Genomic DNA, 19,555 nt, shown 5'->3' on the forward strand with positions numbered 1-19,555 from the left:
GTAATTGATTACACTCTCAGAAAAAAGACCGGCCCGGAGCCTTACAACAGGAAAACACCATGATCCGACTGTTACTCCCGCTATTGCTGTGCCTGGCAGCGGCGTTTGCCAGTGCCCAGCAAACCGCTGGCGACGATGCCGAGGCACTCAAGCAGCGGGCATTGGCGTTAAACAGCGACCTGCTGATTCTGGAAGAAGAGCTGCTCTATCCGGCCAACAGCCAAATCGCGCTCTACCTGTCCATGGACGTCGCCGAGTACTTTGCCCTGGACGCGGTCAAGGTCAAAATTAACGACACCTTTGTCACCAGCGAGCTCTACACCCCTACCCAGGTCGACGCTCTGATTCGCGGCGGCATTCAGAAACTCTATGTCGGCAATGTCAAAAGCGGCGAACATGAAATCAGCGCCTTTTTCACCGGCATCGGCCCCAAAGGCCAGGCCTATAAGCGCGCCGCCGCCATCACCATTGAAAAATCCACCGCGCCCGTGGTGCTGGAGCTGAAAATCGTCGACTCCACCGCCAAGCTGCAACCGGTCTTTGAAATCAAGCAATGGGAGCTGTAGCACGCCGCCTCACACTCGCCCTGGCGCTCGCTGCGGCCGGGGCCAGCGCGGCCGATGACAAGCACCGCGCCGCCCAGGATCTCGACTACGGCGAGGGCCTTTATCACTATTACACCGGTGAGTTTCCCGCCGCACTCACCACTTTGGAACTCGCCAACCACCGCGGCGGCATTGCCGGGCACAGCCACTACCCCGAACTCATGCGCGCCGGAATGTACCTGGCCTACGGCATGACCGGCAAGGCCGAAGCCGAATTTGCCGCCCACCTGGGGCAGGGCGAGCCGCAACAGGTACGCGACACCGCCCACTTCTATCTGGCGCGGCTGCGCTATCAGGCCGGCGACTACGCCTCAGCCAAACGTCACCTCGATGCCCTGGGCGACGCGCTACCCGAAAGCCTCAGCGATGAAGCGGCGCTGCTCGCCGTCAACCTGACCGTCAAGACCGGCACGGCGCCGAGCCTGAACACCGCCGAGCCGCTGCTCGAACCCCTGCAAGACAATCTGCACCTGGCCCTGCTGAATCTCGGCAACAGCGCCGCACGCGCCGACGACCCCATCCGCGCCCAGAGCTATTACAAGGCGCTGGTGGAAGCCGCGCCCCCCGAAGACGACGCCCGCGTGGACGAGTACCTGGCCATTCGCGACAAAGCCTACACCGCCCTCGGCTACAGTTTTCTCGGCCAGCGGGACTACGCCTCGGCCAAGGCCGCCTTTCGCGAAGTGCGGCTGGACACAGCGCTGGCCAACCGCGCCCTGCTCGGCTACGGCTGGGCCGCCGCCAGTTATCACGATTACGTCCTCGCCCTAAAGCCCTGGCAGGCCCTGCGCCAGCGCTCCCTACTGGACCCGGCGGTGCAGGAGTCACTGATTGCCGTGCCCTGGGCCTACGAGCAAATCGAAGCCCCCGGCGCCGCCATTGCCGCCTACCGCGAATCCGAACAACTGCTCACCCGCGAGCTGACCGCGCTGGATCAGGCCATGACGGCCATCACCCCCGAGGCGCTGCAGGCGCACCTGGCCCAGGGCGCAGAACACGCGCACCTGCAGGCGGGCAACAGCAGCGAGCGACAAAACTGGCTGACCCTGGAGCGGGTCAGTGTGCTCACCAGCGACATGACCTACCTGGACCCGCTGCTGCGTCGCGATCAGGTGCAGGCCGAGGTACAGGCACTGAAAGACCTGATGGATCTAAGCCATACGCTGCAGGGCTGGGACCACAAGCTTGAGATTTACCTCGCCCTGATCGCCGACAAACGAGAGCGCCGGCGCCAGCGCGCCGAGGCCATCGAGGAGAGCAACCTGCTCAGCCAGAGCGACAAGCTCACCCGCGAGCGCGAGACTCTGGCCCAGCGCCTGGAGAGCATCGACCGCGAAGCAGACGCCCTGGCGCTGGCCGATGCCGACACCCGCGCCCTCTACCGCCGCCTCACCAACGCCCGGGCCGCGCTTGAGGAGCTTGAGGGCAAACACCGCCTGCCGCCCGACGCCCGCGCCAAACTCGAGCTCTACCAGGGCATTCTCTACTGGCGCGCCGCCCAGCAATTTGCCGACACCCGCTGGCAGGCGCAAAAGCAGCTTAACCAACTGGACGCCTCGCTCGCCGACAGTCAGGCCCGCAGCCAGCGCATTGCCGCGCTGCTCGCCGAGGACCCGGACATCGACAACCAACTCGCCCGCCTCAACCGCGCGCGCGAGCGCAACCTGAGCGAGCTGGAGCAACTGAACGCCGCCATTGATGAGCGCGCCGCCGCACTCGCCTCGCGCCTCAACGATCACCTGGGCGGTCACCGGGCGCGGCTCAACGACTATCTGGCGCAAACGCGCCTGAGCATCGCCCGCCTGCTGGACGACGCCTACCGCGCCAACGCCCCGGAAGACGGGCCGCAGATTCCGCAGGTGCGGCAATGATCCGCCGCACCTTATTCAAGCCTTATCCGCTCGCCATTGCCCTGGCGCTGGCCGCCTGTGGCCACAACCCGGTAGAGGACAGCGCGACCCTGGCCGATCTGCCCGAGGCCAGCATTCCGCGCCAGGACAAAGGCGTCACCGCTCAGGATCTGGCCCAGATTGAAGCCCAGTACCGCGCCGCCCTCATGGTCGCCACCGACCCGGGCGTGCGCCATCACATTCAGGTGCGCCTCGCCGATCTGGAAATGGCGCGCAGCGAGCAGGCCCAGCAGGAGGCGCGCACCCTGACCGCGTTTTTCGCCGAGCCCATCGGCCACTACGAGGCGCTGGTGGCCGAGTACCAGAGCGCGCCCGGGCAATCGGTCGCCACCGCGCCGGACGCGCTCTACTACAAGCTCGCCAAGGCCTACGCGCTGGACGGCCACGACGCCAAGGCCGCCGCCACCCTGGATGAACTGGCCCGGCGCTTTCCCGACTCGCCCTATATTCACGAGGCCCAGTTCCGCCGCGCCGAGCGCGCCTTTGCCGCCGGCGATTACGAGCTCGCCGAGAACCTCTACCGCGCCGTGGCCGAAAGCCCCACCACCGCCTTTGCCGATAACGCCCTGTACATGCAGGGCTGGTCTGCCTACAAACAGGGGCAGTACCAAAAGGCGCTGGCGAGTTTTACCCAGCTGCTGGACCAGCAGTTTGCCGACACGGTACTGCCCGGCCAGGTCGCCACCGCGCTTTCGCGCATGAGCCCCAACCAGCGCAATCTGGTGGAGGACACCTTGCGGGTGGTGAGCTTTACCTTCGCCAACCTCGACGGGCCGCTGTCCATTGCCGAGCAACAGCGCGAGATAGGCACACGCCCCTACCAGCATTTGCTCTACGACAATCTGGGCGAGCTCTACCTCACTCAGGAGCGCTATCTGGACAGCGCCGATACCTTTTCGCGCTTTGTCATCAACAACCCCGACTCGGACCTGGCGCCCGACTTTTCCATCCGCGAAATCGAGGTCTACCAGGCCGGCGGCTTTCCCTCGCTGGTGCTGCCCGCCAAGCAGGCCTATGTGGATCACTACGGCATCTACAGCCACTACTGGCAGGCCCGCGCCGGCATCACCGAGCCCGCCACCGGCCTGGCAGCGCGGCAAGAGGTGCGCAGCAAGCGCCCGCGCAATATGAGCAGCGAGGCGCTGGGCAAGCTGCGCCTCTACCTCGAAGAGCTGGCCCGCCATCACCACGCCGAGGCGCAAAAGCTCAAGCTGGCGCTCGACAAGCCGCCGGCCGAGGGTGAACTGGCGCCCTCGCGCGCGGACGTCAACCGCGCCTACGGCGATGCCGCCGAGCTCTATGAAGAATTTATCCTCACCTTCCCGCTGGACGAGCGCGCCGGGGAGATGAACTTTTTAATGGCCGAGGCCTACAACGAGAGCGGCCGCACCATTGCCGCACTCGGCGCCTATGAAACCGTCGCCTTTGTCCGCCGCGACCCGGTCTACGGCGCCGATGCCGGTTACAGCTCGGTGCTGCTCACCCAGCAACTGATCGAGCGCTCCGAGGCGGGCGAGACCCTGCCGCTGGACACCCTGACCAAAGAGCCGGTGCAGAGCAAACTCTGGCAGTGGCAGGAGCGCAAAATCGACAACGCCATCAAATTTGCCGACACCTACCCAATGGACGAGCGCGCTGTCACCGTGCTCGCTCAGGCCGCCCCCGAGCTGCTCTACCAGGGCGATCTGGAGCGCGCCTCCGAGACCGCCCGCCGGGTCATCACCTGGCAACCGGTGGCGAGCGGCGAGCTGCTCTACAGCGCCTGGCTAACCCTCGGCCACTCGGAGTTTGAGCAGCAGCACTACGCCGATGCCGAGGCCGCCTACTGGCAGGCGCTGGAGCTGCACGCGCAGCACGGCCAGCAGGCGGGCTCGCCCAGCGCCGGTGATTTGCGCGAGCGCATTGCCGCCAGCATCTACCAGCAGGCGCAGCTGTCGCTGGCCGCCGGCGACACGGCCAGCGCCATCGACCAGCTGCTGCGCATTCACAACGAGCTGCCCAACACCAGCATCGCCGCCACCGCCCTGTTCGACGCAGGTCACAGCGCGCAAATGGCCGGCGATTACGCCCGGGCCGAGGCGCTGCTCGGCGAATTTGCCGCCAGCTACCCGGCCCACGAGCTGGGCGCCCGGCTGCCGGCCAAGCTGATTGTGATTTACGAGGCCACGGGCGCCTGGGAAAAGGCCGCCGCCTTGCTGGTGGAACAATCCGCCGCCAGCGACGACCCGGAGCTGGCGCGCCAGTCGCTGCTCACCGCCGCCGAGTACTACGACAAAGCCGACAACTGGGAGCAGGCGCGCAACCACTACCGCGACTATGCCCACCGCTACCAAGAACCCGTGGGCGAACGCCTGGAAGTGGAAAAGCGCCTGTCCGAGCTCTACAGCCAGGTGGGCGATGCCGAGAGCCGCGACTTCTGGCTCAAGCGCATCGTCAGTACCGCCCGGCAAAACCCCACCGAGCGCAGCCGCTACCTCGGCGCCGAGGCGGCCACCACCCTGGCCGAGGCGCCTTACCACCGCTTTAAAAACATCGCCCTGACTCTGCCCATCAAGCAGAGTCTTGGCAACAAACGCGCCGCGCTTGAAGACGCCCTGGCCGCCCAACAGCAGGTGCTGGATTTTAAAGTGGCCGAGTTCACCACCCGCGCCAACTTTTTTATCGGCGAGATCTACACCGGCCTCGCCCGCGACCTGATGAACTCCGAGCGGCCCGACAACCTCAACGCCCTGGAGCTTGAGCAGTACGATATTTTGCTCGAAGAGCAGGCCTACCCCTTTGAAGAAAAAGCCATCGACCTGCACGAGGCCAACGCCAAACGCAGCTGGCAGGGGCTGTTTGACGACTGGGTCGCCGCCAGTATCGACTCGCTGGCCAAGTTGCTGCCGGCGCGCTACGGCAAACAAGAGCAGACCGTGGAGGTGGCCCGTGAGATTCGTTAAGCCGTTAGCGGCCGCCCTCATGCTGGCCTGGCTGGCGGGCTGCTCCTCCACACCGCCAGAGCCTCAGGCACCCACCGGTGAGCCAGAGGCCGGACAACCGCAAGGGCCCTTTAACGCGGCCCTGCCGCCGGGGCCTGTGACACTCAACCCCTACCTGGAAACGCCCGCCCCCAAGGTCGACAGCGCTACCCGCCAGCGCTTTGACCAGGCGCGCGAGCAGATGCAGCGCCAGCAGTGGAGCGAGGCGCGCCAGAGCCTGCAGAATCTGGTGGCCGAGGCACCTGAACTGTCGGGCCCCTGGCTGAACCTGGGCATCGTCTGGGTACAATTGAACGAGCCGGGGCAGGCGAGGGCCGCCTTTAGCCGCGCGCTGGCCGCCAACCCCCTGAATGTGGATGCCTACAATCACCTGGCTGCCCTCGAGCGGCGCGAGGGTCACTTTGATGAGGCGCGCACCCTCTACCAGCAGGCGCTGGCGGTCTGGCCTCACTCCATTGCCACCCACAAGAACCTGGGGATTTTGCTGGATATTTACCTGGGCGAGTGGGACGAGGCGCTGCTGCACTACGAGGCCGCCCAGTACCTGACCGAGCAGCGCGAGGGCGCGGCGGATGCGACACTGGCCGGCTGGATTATTGATCTCAAACGGCGCATGGCCGCCGGGGAGGGCGCGTGAAAACCCCATGGATTGTGCTGGCCGCTCTGGCCCTGCCGCTCGCAGCGCAGGCGCAGGATGAGCGACTGGAAAGCACCATTACCGGCAACCAGGAGCAGCCCCAGGTGCTGTATATCGTCCCCTGGCAAACCCCCGAGAGCCCCACGCTCAAGTATGATGTGGTGCGCGATCAGTCCGCGGCCGTGTACGAGCACCTGGAGCGCTCGGAGCTCAAGCGCGAGCTGAGCCTGCTGGACCCGGTTGAGCCGCTGCAGGAAAATCGCGCAAACAGCGAGCCCGTGGCGGCGGAAAGCACGGACGAGTCACAACCCGAATCGACTAACTGAGGCATAATGCGCCGATAGCCGACTCATCGGCGCGCGGCGAGCAACACACAAGGTAAACACTATGGACTTTTTCACCACACTGGTGCGCTTCTTCCAAAACGGCGGACCCTTTATGTACCCCATTGCCCTGGTACTGCTGGTCGGCCTGGTTATCGCCATCGAACGCTACCTGGTGCTCAGCGCCGCCAAGCGCGCCAATGCCCAGGCGTTTAACCGCGTCATGCCGCTTTTGAAAAAACGCGACTACCAGGGCGCCGTCTCCCTCGGCCGCTCCAGCGATGCGCCCATTGCCCGCATTGTCGCCGCCGGCGTCTCGCGCATGGGTCAGTCGGGCAACCGCGACGACATTGAACTGGCCATGGAAGAAGGCGTGCTCGAGGCCATGCCGCGGCTGGAAAAGCGCACGCCTTATCTGGCCACCCTGGCCAATATCGCCACGCTGCTCGGCCTGCTGGGTACCATCATCGGCCTGATCGCCGCCTTTACCGCCGTGGCCGAAGCCGACCCGGCCGAAAAAGCCACGCTCTTGTCCAACAGTATTTCGGTGGCCATGAACACCACCGCCTTTGGCCTGATCTCCGCGATTCCGCTGTTGCTGTTTCACGCCATGCTGCAAACCAAAACCACAGAGCTGGTGGACTCGCTGGAAATGACCGGGGTGAAATGCCTGAACCTGCTCACCGGCAGCGCCCCGGCCAAACCCGCCGCGCCTGTTGCCCCCAAGGCCGGCGTCTAAGGCAGGCCCATGCGCTTTAGACGACGGCGCCACAACGAGGAAGCCGAGCTCAACATCACCTCCTTTATGAATCTGATGATCGTATTGGTGCCGGTGCTGTTGTTGAGCATGGTGTTCTCGCGCATTACCGTGCTGGAGCTGAATCTGCCCGACTCGGCCTCAAGCGCCAGCGCGGAAGATGCCGAAGACATGGACTTTCTCGAAGTGGTCATCTACCCCGACTACCTGGGCATTAATCACCCGGCGGGCAACCGCGCCTTTTCCGTGTGCCCGCACACCGACGGCGACAACGCCGGCCAACACCACTATGGCCAACTCACCGAGGCGCTCCAGCAAATCAAGTTGCGCCTGGAAGACGAATACCAGATCGAGAAAAACGACATTGTCCTGCTCGCCCAGCCGGACACCGATTACCAGACCATCGTCAGCACCATGGACGCGGTGCGCTCGTTCAAGGCGGTGGTAGCCGCCAACCTGGTGGACGCCTCGCTCTTCCCGGAAATTTCCCTGGGCGATGCCCCGGTCAACGACCCGCTGATCGATCAGGTGCCTTGCGATAACGGCGCGGCCAATGGCGCAGAAGCCGGCTCAGACACACGAGGTGCGCCATGAAGCAATCGCTGCGCGCCAAGCGCATGGCCAAGCACCACCGCCGCAACCAGAATGTGCCCAAGCTCAATCTGGTCTCACTGATGGATATCTTCACCATCCTCGTGTTCTTCTTGCTGGTGAACTCCTCCGACGTCGAGGTGCTCACCAACGACAAGTCCATCAAGCTGCCGGCCTCCATTGCCGACACTGTGCCCGAAACCACCTTGGTGGTCATGGTCAACGATCAAAATATCCTCGTCGGCGGCCGCCCGGTCACCGACATTGCCAGCATTGGCGAAGACCCGGAAATTGCGCCGCTGCTTGAAGAGCTGCAGTACCGCGCCTCGCGCCGCAACATCACCGCCGAGCAACAGGCCAATGGCTTGCCCATTACCATCATGGGCGATAAAGCCATCCCCTACACCCTGCTCAAGCAAGTGATGAACACCTGCGCCCAGGCCGGCTATCGCGACATCGCCCTGGCCGTGAGCCAGCAAGCCGACAAGCGCGGCGACAACGCCACGGAGGCCGCGCAGTAATGGCCCACCGTGAGCAAGACACACTGGCATCGCCCTTTGATCGCAGCGCCGCCGACGACTCGCGCTTTGGCAAACTGCTGGTGGGCGCCTTTGTGGTCTTTGCCCTGCTGGGCATTGCCGTGCCGCTGATCTCCGTGCCGGAGATTGAGCGCGAAGAAAAAGAAAAACTGCCGCCGCAACTGGCGCGGGTGCTGTTGGAAAAAGAAGAGATTCCACCGCCGCCTCCGCCCCCCGAACCAGAACCGGAGCCCGAGCCGGAAGAACCCGAGCCCGAACCGGAGCCCGAAGAACCGCCGGAACCCGAACCGGAAGTCACGCCCGAGCCGGAACCCGAGCCCGAACCTATTACCGAGGTGGACCAGGCGCGCGAGGTGGCCAAGGTCAGCGGTGTGCTGCAGTTTCAGGATGCCCTGGCGGACATGCGCGAGGCCATTAACACCGAGGCGCTCGCCAGCGAAGACATCACCCGCGGGCAGGCCGAGGCCGAGCGGGTCGAGCGCAACCTGATCACCAGCAATGCCGAGGCCGACAGCGGCGGCATCAACACCGCCGCGCTCTCCACCGACACCGCCGGTGTCGCCCTCTCGGGCCGCGAGACCACCCAGGTGGAAAGCCCGCTCGGCGGCAGTGACGCCGTGGCCAGCGCCAACCGCGAACCGGCGCGCGCGCCGGGTGAGCGCACGGATGAAGAGATTCGCAAGGTGATGAGTCAGCACGCCAGCGCGCTGGATCGCTACTACCGCCGCGCCCTGCGCAGCAACCCGGCGCTGCAGGGTAAGGTGGTGTTAAAGCTGGTGATCAACCCCGACGGGACATTAGCCGATGTGAGTATCGTCAGCTCCGGGCTGAACGATCCGGATCTGGAAGCCAAGGTGTTGGCAAGGGTTCAGTTGATTACCTTCCCGGCGCGGCAGAATGTGGCGGTGACCACGCGGAATTATACGTTGAATTTTTTGCCACAACTTTAGGTGGGGTGCCCGGGTCGCCGGGCGGGCGAGGTACTTTTTAAGGGTAAAAAGTACCCAAAAACCCTTCCCCGGAGATCCCGCCCTTCGGGTTCCCTCACTCCAGCCTGTTTTTGCGGGCCGCATCGACAAGCCGTCCCTGGCTTGACGATGCTTGTGCGCACGTCCTGTGCACGTACCCACAAAAAGCAGACTTTCGTTCGGCGGGCTCTACGGGGCCAAAAGCGGCACTTCGTAGTTGCATCTAGAATCAACTCCCTTATGCGAGAGACATCTTTAAGTTGGGTGGTATTAAGTTATAAAGTTTTTTCAGGGTCACAGACATGGATACAACTGGGGTTTTCGTCTCTTTCACACTTACGCTGAGCAAGTATATTTGCTCTACAACGTGACCTCTTTTGCCCCGTTTACATCTAGGCCGAGTGGAGATCGATTTTAGCGGGTAAGCAAACAGGAGGTTTGCGCAAGCATCAACACGCCAGGGATGGCGTGTTGATGCGGCCCGCTAAAATCGATTGGAAGGAGGGAACCCAAAGGGCCAGATGTTGGGGCGCGGCTTTTGGGTACTTTTGGCCAAGACCAAAAGTACCTCGCAACGCCCGGCGACTCGGGCATAAAAAAAGGCCAGCTCTATCCTAAGCAACATCGGTTATAAGTAAAAAATCAAAACCACTTAACCGGAGCCGATTGAAAGGCCTTCTGTACTCAAATTCTCGGCTAGCCACAGTACAAATAATATACAGCGCCACGCCGCTCAGATATACTGAGAACCTTTTAGAACCTTGGAGAACCTCAATGTCTCTTAAAGCGACGTCGGTAAGGCTGGATGATGAGACTCTGGCCCGAATCGGGCAGATGGCGGAAGCGATGGACAGACCGCGGGCCTGGTTAATGGCCGAGGCCATCAAGCAGTATGTCGCCCGAGAGGAATGGTTTATCCACGAGGTGGAGCAAGGTGTCGCCGCCGCTGACGCCAACCGCCTGATCGACCATACGGACTTAAAAGCCCGCTGGGAGGCAAAGCGTGCGGCTAAAATGGACTGATCTGGCGGCGCAGGACTTAGAGCAAATAAAGTGGCATATCGCCGAAGAGAGCGACCCGGCGCTTGCAATTGAGGTGGTCCTTTCGATTATCAACACCGCTGAGCTGATTCTTTCCCAGCACCCCCGTGCGGGTCGGCAGGGCCGCGTTAGAAATACCCGAGAACTCGTCATTGACGGTTTGCCATTTGTGGTTGTTTACCGCGAAGCGGGCGGTGGTGTTGAGGTGCTGAGAACCCTGCACAGTTCTCAGCAATGGCCGGGTAATAAGGGGCGCGAGTTGAGTTAATTAACTCCCGGCAAAAATGTGCCGCTCACAGGAAGGCTGTTTACCTTAAATCTCCTACCTCAGGGTTGCCCGGGTCGCCGGGCGGGCGAGGTACTTTTTAGGGGTAAAAAGTACCGCCGCCGTTCCTGCGCATCCATGCGCCCACGGCATTAGTGATTCCCTTCACGTCAAAGCCTCGCCCAACTACTGGCCGCTTAGGGTTCCCCTGCCTCCAGACTGTTTTTACGGTCTCTACGGGGAGCAAAAGCGGCACTTCGTAGTGAACATCGGGGTAGTGTCATACCCACTGAGTTAGTTGCTCTATCAGCTTCTAGCGATTCTTTTGCATCCAGCATAAGACGTTAACCCGTTGCCAAACGGGTTAGACCATGGCACTCTTTTCCTCAAGTGTTTTACAGGTTCGGCTGGGTTGTCTCGATTTCGGCGATATCTGTAGATTGAACCAATTGGAAGGTATCTGGGCACATCGGGAGTGGTGTGGGGCACTTCCTTTCTTTGGTTGATTCAAATGTTGATACCTCCGTGGGACGTTGAGTGGGTATATGTGGGCGCTTGTTCCTATATGTAGACAAAGTGTCTAGATATGCCCATGCTCATTAATTAGCTGTTATGCTCTCTAAAGGAGTAGGTTGTGAAAGTTTTTATTAGTCATTCAAGCAAAAACAAGCCAGAAGTTAGAAAGCTAGCAAGATCGTTAAGAGCAAAGGGAATTTCTGTTTGGTTAGACGAAGAACAAATAAAAGTTGGAGAGTCAATTTCCAAAAAAATCCAGGAAGGATTAAAGGAATCGGAATACCTATGTTTATGGGTCACCGTAGACTCTATTGAATCTGGTTGGGTAGAAAAAGAGTGGCTGCCGAAGATAAAGCAGGAAGTGGATGAAAAAAGAACTGTTGTGTTGCCATTGCTGGCAGAAGATGCGGTTATGCCAGAGTTTCTTGCGGACAAAAAATACGCTGACTTCAGAAATAGCTTCCAACACGGTTTAAACGATCTGCTTCAAGTATTCAATATAATCCCCTCCCATAAAAAAGATGGAAAAGTCAAAAATTACACAAAGGAGTTATTGGTAGATCTTGAAAATGCAGTAATTCCACTGCCGCATTTGACAACTATTAATATTGCTAAATCATTAAAGAAAATACCAAGATCAGGAAAAAAAATCAGATTAGATACATTCACCCCTGAATTAGAGATGAGATCTATTTATGATCATATTCTATCTGTTGCTCACTCGGCGGATCACCTCCTTCCAGAAATTGGAGTAAACCTTACTGACACCGAGGCATTAGATATATCTCGTTGCATAGTGTTCCACGATGTATGCGAAATATTCCTTGGAGATATACCCCAATTTACAGCATTAAATGATGCTAAGAGATCTAAAGCCTCAATTCTGGCTGCAGAGAAATTAGGAAGATTTGATCAGTGGCAAAGAGACAAGACTACCAACCAGTTTATAAAGCTATTTCTAGAAAACAAAATGATTTCTTCGCTCAATAGGTACGAGGAAATTGTAGAGGAAAACGGTCAGCTTTTTAAAACCTTCGCGTTGTTGGATAAAATAGACCCAATTATAGGGGTTTGGCGCTATCTGCATTCATACAGAGGAAGGCTCGGAGATGGCGCTAATTTTGTATCCAGGCTAAGGGATTTCTTTATCTATGAGAGGCCAGTGAAAATGGTGCAAGAATTCTCAGGTGATGAAAGTCTTTTGAGTTTTGTAAATACTTTGAGAAATCGAAGCGAAGCTCTTCACTATTATAAAACTGGTAATCTTACGTCCGAAGAAATGTTCGGAATCAATCCCGAAGTATTGAAAACGATCATTGAGGAGCATGAAATGAGGTATGTGCCTAGGGTCAAGAAGAAAAAGCATAACAAATCAATACAGCCGACCGCTAACGCGTCAGCTGATTGAGGCGTTAGGGGGAGGCAGCCCTACATGAAGCGAGCAAAAAAGACTCTAGAGAAACACTTTCCGCCCGTTCTTTTTTATAAGGATGACCTGATGTTGCTCACTGAAGCACTATCTCAGAATGGCGGCGAGATAAATATCAAAACTGACGAATATGAGTACGACGACATTGGAGAACTATTCGCGAACGAAGCAGATAGCTTAACTGGGCTTTCCATGTCACGCCGAAGCCCTTACGTCTCAGTTGAGTTCGATGGCCGACTAGGATTGTGGTTGTATGCAGGTGACGACGACTTAATGGCAAAAGGCATCTTTGCCGATGCACTTTCCATACTGAAACCAAGAGCGCGTCTCTTTCATGTGGTTTTGAAGCGCATATTGCAAATAGGTGCATGGGGTGGTGCACTTGGAGGTGGGATCCTTATCGGTGCCGGGCACTTTAAAGAGGGGATGATTCTGTTTCTCCTGCCTTTTTTTGACTTGCTGTTTTCGTTATCGAAGCATCGAAGTATCGTGAATCGTCAACTTCGAGCGCATAAGAAATCATTTTGGCAAAGAAATTCGGACCAAATTGTCGTGGCACTAATTGGCGCTGTTGCAGGTGCAATTATCGTTCTCAGCCTCACGCATTTTCTTAGCAATGGCAGCCCCTAATAATCGGCTGTTGTCGCCCCTTCGGGGCTGGGACGGCCTTTCCGCCCCAAAGCCGGGCGTTAAGTGTAATAGAAGGAATACCTAGATCGATGTCATTTCATTTAATTAAAAAATACAAAATTCGGACGTTTGATGTAGGCGCCATAAGAAAGGCCTTCGTTGAATTGGAAGAACGTCTTGAAGGCGAGCATCGCAGGCATATAAAGGCCTCCTATCGTTTCAGAGATGACGTGGATCATGATAAAGAGTTAAAGCTTGAAGATCTGGATTTAGTGACAGAGCTTGCACTGCCGCTAAAAGGTTTGTCTCTTGGCGCCATTGAAGATATGACCATAAAACTGTTGATCATTTTTATCTACGACTCTGATCCAACCGATTTCCAGATTGTAGTTCAGGCAACTTCGGCTGAGCAGTGCAGAGAGATTCATTCGATACTTAAGAATAAACTTGGGCTAACTGAGGCGCCTGCTGCGACAACGAAATATGAACCTCTAGTCAGTGAGCCAATTGCTCCCAGAGAAATGCAGGCTGAGCGAAAAGAGCCAGAGTATCCAGAGAAGGTAACCATTAAGTGGCTATACCACAACGTTCCTTTGTCTGCCTGGATATGGCTTGCCGGTTTTTTGGTGGCGGCTTTTGGAGCTGGGGTAGCGTTTACAGAGACAAAGTTATACGAAGACTTGAAAACCTCCGGCCAAGAGCAAAAAAATAGGACACCCATAGATTAGAGGCCGAAGCCCAGATTAAATCCATTCAGTCTGAGCTCTAACCTCTAGGGACAGCAGCTTTTATAAAAATGGCATTTTTCCGGGATGTTCAGGGAAAGTCTGATTTTCAGGCAAGAGTGATCCCGGACAGTTCACTTAATTATTTAAGCTCAACTATCTATATGGGTAAACCATCCCACGTACTCAGAATCGACTTTAAATTTCTGAGTCACCACCAGAGGAATATATCTTGGCCAGTACAATAGCCGTTTTTGCCAGCGCCAGAAGAAAAGGAAATACCGGCCGGTTTATCGATTGGATAGCCGAAGAGCTTGGCATTGAGGTAATCGATTTAGCGGATAAAAACATCTCCCCCTATGACTACGACCATAAAAATATCGGAGATGACTTTCTGCCGCTTATGGAGCGGCTGCTGGAACGCGATAAGATAATTTTTGTAACCCCCGTCTACTGGTATGGCCCCAGTGCCCAGATGAAAGTATTTATTGATAGAACATCGAACTTTCTGGATTTGGATGAGCTAAAGGATATGGGCCGCCGCTTACGGGGAAAAACGGCGTATATTGTCTGCACCTCTATCAGTGACGACGCAGACAGTGCGTTTCTCGGATCGCTAACCAACACCTTTGAGTATCTTGGTATGCGCTATGGCGGCTATGTTCACGCCAACTGCGAAAACGGCTATAAGCCCGATAAATATCGAGAAGACGTAAGCAGTTTTGTACACTCCATAAAGTCTTAACAGGTAAGCAGAATGCACGGTGCCTCTACTTCCATTTTTCGCGCGAGCATCACTGCCTTATGGCTACCTGTCAAGTTTATGGGGACCCTGTGTATTTTTGGGGTTTTTGGTCAGAACCACCTTCAGTAACTGATGCAATTTATAGAGTAGAGAACATAACCATTATCACTTATTTAAAGTATTAGACTTCGCAAGGAGACGATTGTGCCTACAAACACCACATGGAATTTTTCACTGATTAAACGAAATATAGCACTTTTACTCGAAATAGCTGCCTCGACTATCATATATAGAAGCATAAAATCTGTACTATTTACGCTACTTTTTTTCGCTGTCGGCTGCACCCAAGTTGTTCACAAAGAATCCAGTACTACCAATTTAGAAGATGACTCTATTTTATCTATAAGCCGGGAAGAGATTTCCCCCGAAGCGTTCGACGATGTTCGGGAACTATCGATCACCTCTCGAAAGCTTAGACAACCCTCTGAGTATAAAGGAGCGCTGCTCGACAATAATTACGACGTTTTTATCTATTCCGAAACTGGGCTAGTGTCGTCCGCAGTACTCAAGAAAGACTTCTCTTTAAATGGTGTCACCTATAAATCAGGGACCGTTATTGTTTTTCATAATAATGGGAACGTTTTGGGAGGAACACCGAAAGAAAATGCCAGTATACAAGGTCAAATTATCGGAAAGAATAAACAAATTTCATTCCATAAGAACGGGAATCTTAGAAAAGCATTCGTTGTTAAGAGCCATTCGGATAATAACTTCAATCTGAACATACCGGAAAATGTCTCCGTCAGCTGGACAAAAGATGGATATGTTTCATCAGTTATTTATAATCAGTTAACTGGTCATCGACTTCTCGACTGGGAATGTACTAGAGAGATAAGAGTGACTAGGGCCCCACAAGAATTAAACTATGTCATTAAATCTTGTCAATTTTCTCGCCCCTCGATTATCGCAAAACAAATCATAGAACCATCGCCGCACCAAAACGGGAACCCAGAATACGGCTCTGTTGTTGTGAGTAAGAACACAATCGGTACTTATTTTTATGAGTTTGAAGGCTACCCATCCGACCATTCTCTTTATGTTGATCAAAATTTTCGTTTTGGTGATTACGAATTCAAAAGATGTCAATTATATGTGACTAAAGAACACGAAATTCTTTATTTCCAGATTTTTCAGCCTCTGGATATCGATGGAGTACACTACCCTGCAAGATCACTTCTGACGTTCGACGATCATGGAAAACCAGTAGCATATTCAGATTAACTTGGGTGAATGCTAGGATCTAGTGACAGGAACCAAAGGGATCAGAAATTTTTTTCATACACTTAGATCGCCCCCAAAGTTTACAAATTTTAAAGCCAAGGGCTATGTTCGGTTTTTCCCTTGGTGCGCGAGCTATAACTTGAAGATCTCTACACATAGGATGAGAGCAGTATTACCTCATAATGTCTTCTGAAGCGCTTAGCCAGATAGAGCCCGCTCTTGTAAACCGGGCTCTATTACAAACGGACGCGTATCGGCTTAAACTTTTCGTGAAACATAAGTTACTACGCCCCCACTCACTCTTCCCTAAACACCAAGTTAAGCCTTAGGTTGGTCAAATCTGCCAGGCAATGTCTGTCGCGTGTGATATCTCCGTTATCAGCGCCTAGCAGCAGCACCGGGTAATCGTTGGCGCCACCGGGCGACAGTGCCAGGCGCAGGGCGCTGACGTATGGGTTGGTCCAGGAGTACACGAAGTTGGGGCGGCTGCCGATTCGCGGCTGGGTATTATCCGCGCCGATGCTTTCGTAATAGTCGCGGAAGCTGTCTTCCTCCTCGGGGTGATTGTCTGTGACTTCTATGGCGATTTCGGGCTCGGGGGTTGTACTGCTGGGCAGAGGCGATTGCCCTACCACCACGGTTTTTAAGATGGAATCTCGCGTTATCTCACAGGCGCTGTTGTCGCTTTGCGATCTCTCCTCACCGCTCAAGGTCACCTTATAGAGCTCACCGGCCGGCGGGTTTCTGCGCAGCTCGCTTAAATCGAACGTCAGCAACACGTGAAACTCCGTGTTGTAATCCCGGTTGCACCGGGGCCGCACATTGCCCGCGTTGGCGTCGCTAAGGTAACCCACCTCGGCCGCATCGCCCGCCAGGCCCTCAAAGGTGTAGTAGGGCAAGGGCGTTGTATCCACGCTGGGGCACACAAAACCCGACCTCGGGCCTATTTCATAGGTGTACAGCTGCTGGCGAACATCCGGGGGCAGTGACACATGCTGATAGCTCGGGCGCGGGTGGCATGCCGCCAGCAAAGCCGCGATAGAAACCCATCCAATCGTTCTGCGCATACTATTGTCCCCCTTCCTGAGTGGCGTGCAGACAACCATAGCACCAGCGCCGTTTATTGGTAGTGACTTAAGCGCCGCGACCGGCGATTGCGCTATTTCTGGCGGCCAATCACGCGGATCATAAAACACTCTCAGGTTCAGGTCTGAAACCGGGAATGTCAGACCTTTGGCTTTCCCTAGCCGCATCCCTAACCGCTTTTCTGCCCTCTGAAGTCAATTAAATACAAGCCTTCCGCCTAAGCCATGAGCGGTATTCATATAATTATGAAATAAAAGCATTTTTATTCATGTTACTGCTCGCGTATAAATCACACATGTTTCCGGCTTTGGACAAACGGCTAATGGCCAAGAGGCGCAAAGGCCTTGCCAGACCGAAGGCGCAATGGGATGAATCAGACTTCAGGGCAGCGGATTACCATGAACAGCGAGTTTACGTTTTCAATTAAACGCATTGATTTCAATGAGCATTATCAGCCAGCGGACAATACGCGTATTACCACCAACTTTGCCAACCTGGCGCGGGGCGAAAGTCGGAAGGAGAATCTGCGCAATGCGCTGCGGATGATAGACAACCGGTTTAATGCGTTAGCCCATTGGGATAATCCCACGGGTGACCGCTACTCGGTAGAGCTTGAGATTATCTCCGTTGACTTGACGTTTGAGGGCAGTTGTGAGGCCTTTCCTGCGATTGAGGTTTTACAAACGCACATCGTCGATCATGTAAGCAACAGGCGGATTGAGGGGGTAGTGGGGAATAATTTTTCCTCCTACGTGCGCGATTACGACTTTAGCGTGTGGTTGCTAAAGCACAACCAAGGTCAGCCTAAATTCAGTATTCCGGACGGCTTTGGCGAGTTGCATGGCAACATTTTTAAACGCTTCGTGGGCTCGCCCGCGTACAAACAGAACTTTGGCAAACCGCCGGTTATCTGCCTGAGCGTGTCGGATAACAAGACCTACTACCGCACGGAAAATCGGCATCCGGTGCTTGGGGTTGAGTACCAGCCGAATGTACCCTCGCTAACGGAGCAGTACTTTAAAAAAATGGGCCTGCAGGTTCGCTACTTCATGCCAGCCAACAGTGCGGCGCCTCTGGCCTTTTATTTCTTTGGCGATTTGCTCTGCGACTATACGAACCTCGAGCTGATCAGCACTATCAGCACCATGGAGACGTTTCAGAAAATTTATCGCCCGGAAATTTACAACGCCAATAGCCAGGCGGGCTTGTCGTATCAGCCGAGCTTGCAGCATCGCGACTTTTCTTTAACGCAAATTGTCTACGACCGGGAAGAGCGCAGCAAGCTGGGGATAGAGCAGGGAAAATACGCCGAAGAGCATTTTATGAAGCCCTACCAAAAGTTTCTTGCACGCTGGGCGGAAAGTCGCGCGGTTTAGCTGATCAGGCTGTTTAGAAACAGTCAGCGTTGCCGCCGCGGCGTTCACCACGGCCTACCATTCGAAAATTGAGATACCCATGAACACACTATTACCAACCTCAACGGCGGGCAGTTTGCCCAAGCCGTCCTGGATTGCTGAACCTGAAACCTTGTGGTCGCCCTGGAAGCTGCAAGAAGATGAACTCACTGAAGGCAAACAAGATGCCTTGCGTGTGGCGCTGCAAGAGCAGCAGCACGCGGGCATTGATATCGTCAGCGACGGTGAGCAGACCCGACAGCACTTTGTCACGACCTTTATCGAGCATTTGAGCGGTGTGGATTTTGAGCAGCGCAGAACGGTCAGAATTCGCGATCGCTACGATGCCAGCGTGCCTGTGGTGGTTGATGCTGTGGCGCGGCAAAAACCCGTGTTTGTCGAAGATGCCAAATTTTTACGCCAGCAAACCACGCAGCCGATCAAATGGGCCTTGCCAGGCCCCATGACCATGATTGACACCCTGTTTGATGCTCACTACAAAAGCCGGGAAAAGCTGGCCTGGGAGTTCGCCAAGATTCTCAACCAGGAGGCCAAAGAGCTGGAAGCGGCGGGCGTGGACATTATTCAGTTTGACGAGCCAGCGTTTAACGTGTTTTTTGACGAAGTCAACGACTGGGGAATCGCCGCGCTGGAAAGAGCTGTAGAAGGGTTGCAGTGCGAGACGGCGGTCCATATTTGTTACGGCTATGGCATTCAAGCCAATACCGACTGGAAGAAAACCCTGGGAGCAGAATGGCGCCAGTACGAAGCGGTGTTTCCCAAGCTGCAAAGCTCCAGTATCGATATTGTCTCGCTTGAGTGTCAGAACTCCCGTGTTCCCATGGACCTTATCGAACTGATACGGGGTAAAAAGGTGATGGTCGGTGCTATTGATGTGGCGACCAATGCCATAGAGACACCCGAGCAGGTAGCCGACACGCTGCGCCAGGCACTGGCGTTTGTCGATGCCGAAAACCTCTACCCATGCACCAACTGTGGAATGGCCCCACTGGCGCGGTCAGTGGCCCGGGGTAAACTCAGCGCGCTGAGCGCCGGCGCCGAGATTGTGCGTAAAGAGCTCGCCGGCCAAGGTTAATTCTACAAGCGATAGAGCATCCGTCGAAGCAATCAA

The 19,555-nt window shown here is 55.9% G+C and carries 19 protein-coding genes; 18 read left to right on the forward strand and 1 reads right to left on the reverse strand.

Features of this window, described 5'->3' with window-relative positions:
* The first annotated feature begins 59 nt into the window (after nucleotides 1-59).
* The 16 genes from QWI16_RS04935 to QWI16_RS05010 all read left to right on the forward strand — a co-directional run bounded on the left by QWI16_RS04935 (nucleotide 60) and on the right by QWI16_RS05010 (nucleotide 15,943).
* The gene (locus QWI16_RS04935; RefSeq protein ID WP_302711641.1) at nucleotides 60-566 is read left to right on the forward strand and encodes an AraC family transcriptional regulator; all 507 of its coding nucleotides are present in this window, start codon (nucleotides 60-62) and stop codon (nucleotides 564-566) included.
* Nucleotides 554-2,476, forward strand: a complete 1,923-nt coding sequence (locus QWI16_RS04940) for a hypothetical protein (RefSeq protein WP_302711642.1) — start codon at nucleotides 554-556, stop codon at nucleotides 2,474-2,476. The genes QWI16_RS04935 and QWI16_RS04940 overlap by 13 nt, the downstream gene beginning before the upstream one ends.
* A complete protein-coding gene (locus QWI16_RS04945; protein ID WP_302711643.1) occupies nucleotides 2,473-5,457 on the forward strand; it encodes a tetratricopeptide repeat protein in 2,985 nt (994 codons plus the stop codon). Before QWI16_RS04940 ends, QWI16_RS04945 begins: the two co-directional genes overlap by 4 nt.
* Complete coding sequence (locus tag QWI16_RS04950; protein WP_302711644.1) at nucleotides 5,444-6,133, forward strand: tetratricopeptide repeat protein; 690 nt, start codon at nucleotides 5,444-5,446, stop codon at nucleotides 6,131-6,133. Before QWI16_RS04945 ends, QWI16_RS04950 begins: the two co-directional genes overlap by 14 nt.
* On the forward strand, nucleotides 6,130-6,459 hold the full coding sequence (locus tag QWI16_RS04955; protein ID WP_302711645.1) for a hypothetical protein: 330 nt from the start codon (nucleotides 6,130-6,132) through the stop codon (nucleotides 6,457-6,459). Before QWI16_RS04950 ends, QWI16_RS04955 begins: the two co-directional genes overlap by 4 nt.
* A 61-nt stretch (nucleotides 6,460-6,520) precedes the next feature.
* Entirely contained in the window at nucleotides 6,521-7,195 is a 675-nt protein-coding gene (locus QWI16_RS04960; RefSeq protein WP_302711646.1) for a MotA/TolQ/ExbB proton channel family protein, read from the forward strand.
* Nucleotides 7,196-7,204: 9 nt separating this feature from the next.
* Nucleotides 7,205-7,807, forward strand: coding sequence for an ExbD/TolR family protein (locus QWI16_RS04965; RefSeq protein WP_302711647.1), 603 nt, complete (start codon nucleotides 7,205-7,207; stop codon nucleotides 7,805-7,807).
* Entirely contained in the window at nucleotides 7,804-8,325 is a 522-nt protein-coding gene (locus tag QWI16_RS04970; protein ID WP_302711648.1) for an ExbD/TolR family protein, read from the forward strand. The genes QWI16_RS04965 and QWI16_RS04970 overlap by 4 nt, the downstream gene beginning before the upstream one ends.
* A complete protein-coding gene (locus tag QWI16_RS04975) occupies nucleotides 8,325-9,293 on the forward strand; it encodes an AgmX/PglI C-terminal domain-containing protein (RefSeq protein WP_302711649.1) in 969 nt (322 codons plus the stop codon). The genes QWI16_RS04970 and QWI16_RS04975 overlap by 1 nt, the downstream gene beginning before the upstream one ends.
* A 792-nt stretch (nucleotides 9,294-10,085) precedes the next feature.
* The gene (locus tag QWI16_RS04980; RefSeq protein WP_302711650.1) at nucleotides 10,086-10,334 is read left to right on the forward strand and encodes a CopG family ribbon-helix-helix protein; all 249 of its coding nucleotides are present in this window, start codon (nucleotides 10,086-10,088) and stop codon (nucleotides 10,332-10,334) included.
* On the forward strand, nucleotides 10,315-10,620 hold the full coding sequence (locus tag QWI16_RS04985) for a type II toxin-antitoxin system RelE/ParE family toxin (RefSeq protein ID WP_302711651.1): 306 nt from the start codon (nucleotides 10,315-10,317) through the stop codon (nucleotides 10,618-10,620). Before QWI16_RS04980 ends, QWI16_RS04985 begins: the two co-directional genes overlap by 20 nt.
* A gap of 631 nt (nucleotides 10,621-11,251) precedes the next feature.
* A complete protein-coding gene (locus tag QWI16_RS04990) occupies nucleotides 11,252-12,541 on the forward strand; it encodes a TIR domain-containing protein (RefSeq protein ID WP_302711652.1) in 1,290 nt (429 codons plus the stop codon).
* 24 nt (nucleotides 12,542-12,565) lie between these two features.
* On the forward strand, nucleotides 12,566-13,192 hold the full coding sequence (locus QWI16_RS04995; RefSeq protein ID WP_302711653.1) for a hypothetical protein: 627 nt from the start codon (nucleotides 12,566-12,568) through the stop codon (nucleotides 13,190-13,192).
* Between the two features lie 89 nt (nucleotides 13,193-13,281).
* Nucleotides 13,282-13,920 carry a hypothetical protein gene (locus QWI16_RS05000; protein ID WP_302711654.1) on the forward strand — a complete coding sequence of 213 codons (639 nt, stop codon included), beginning with the start codon at nucleotides 13,282-13,284 and terminating at the stop codon, nucleotides 13,918-13,920.
* A gap of 229 nt (nucleotides 13,921-14,149) precedes the next feature.
* Nucleotides 14,150-14,662, forward strand: coding sequence for a flavodoxin family protein (locus QWI16_RS05005; protein WP_302711655.1), 513 nt, complete (start codon nucleotides 14,150-14,152; stop codon nucleotides 14,660-14,662).
* A 204-nt stretch (nucleotides 14,663-14,866) separates the two neighbouring features.
* Nucleotides 14,867-15,943: a hypothetical protein gene (locus QWI16_RS05010; RefSeq protein WP_302711656.1), complete on the forward strand. Its 1,077-nt coding sequence runs from the start codon at nucleotides 14,867-14,869 to the stop codon at nucleotides 15,941-15,943.
* Nucleotides 15,944-16,239: 296 nt separating this feature from the next.
* On the opposite strand, the gene QWI16_RS05015 is transcribed toward QWI16_RS05010, so the two are convergent.
* Nucleotides 16,240-17,010: a hypothetical protein gene (locus QWI16_RS05015; RefSeq protein WP_302711657.1), complete on the reverse strand. Its 771-nt coding sequence runs from the start codon at nucleotides 17,008-17,010 to the stop codon at nucleotides 16,240-16,242.
* 387 nt (nucleotides 17,011-17,397) lie between these two features.
* On the opposite strand from QWI16_RS05015, the gene QWI16_RS05020 reads away from it, so the two are divergent.
* Together QWI16_RS05020 and QWI16_RS05025 are read left to right on the forward strand one after the other, a co-directional pair.
* Entirely contained in the window at nucleotides 17,398-18,405 is a 1,008-nt protein-coding gene (locus QWI16_RS05020) for a DUF1852 domain-containing protein (RefSeq protein WP_302711658.1), read from the forward strand.
* 79 nt (nucleotides 18,406-18,484) lie between these two features.
* Nucleotides 18,485-19,519, forward strand: coding sequence for a methionine synthase (locus QWI16_RS05025; protein WP_302711659.1), 1,035 nt, complete (start codon nucleotides 18,485-18,487; stop codon nucleotides 19,517-19,519).
* The last annotated feature ends 36 nt before the right edge of the window (nucleotides 19,520-19,555 follow it).

The organism is Gilvimarinus algae, assembly GCF_030518215.1.
GTDB lineage: Bacteria > Pseudomonadota > Gammaproteobacteria > Pseudomonadales > Cellvibrionaceae > Gilvimarinus > Gilvimarinus algae.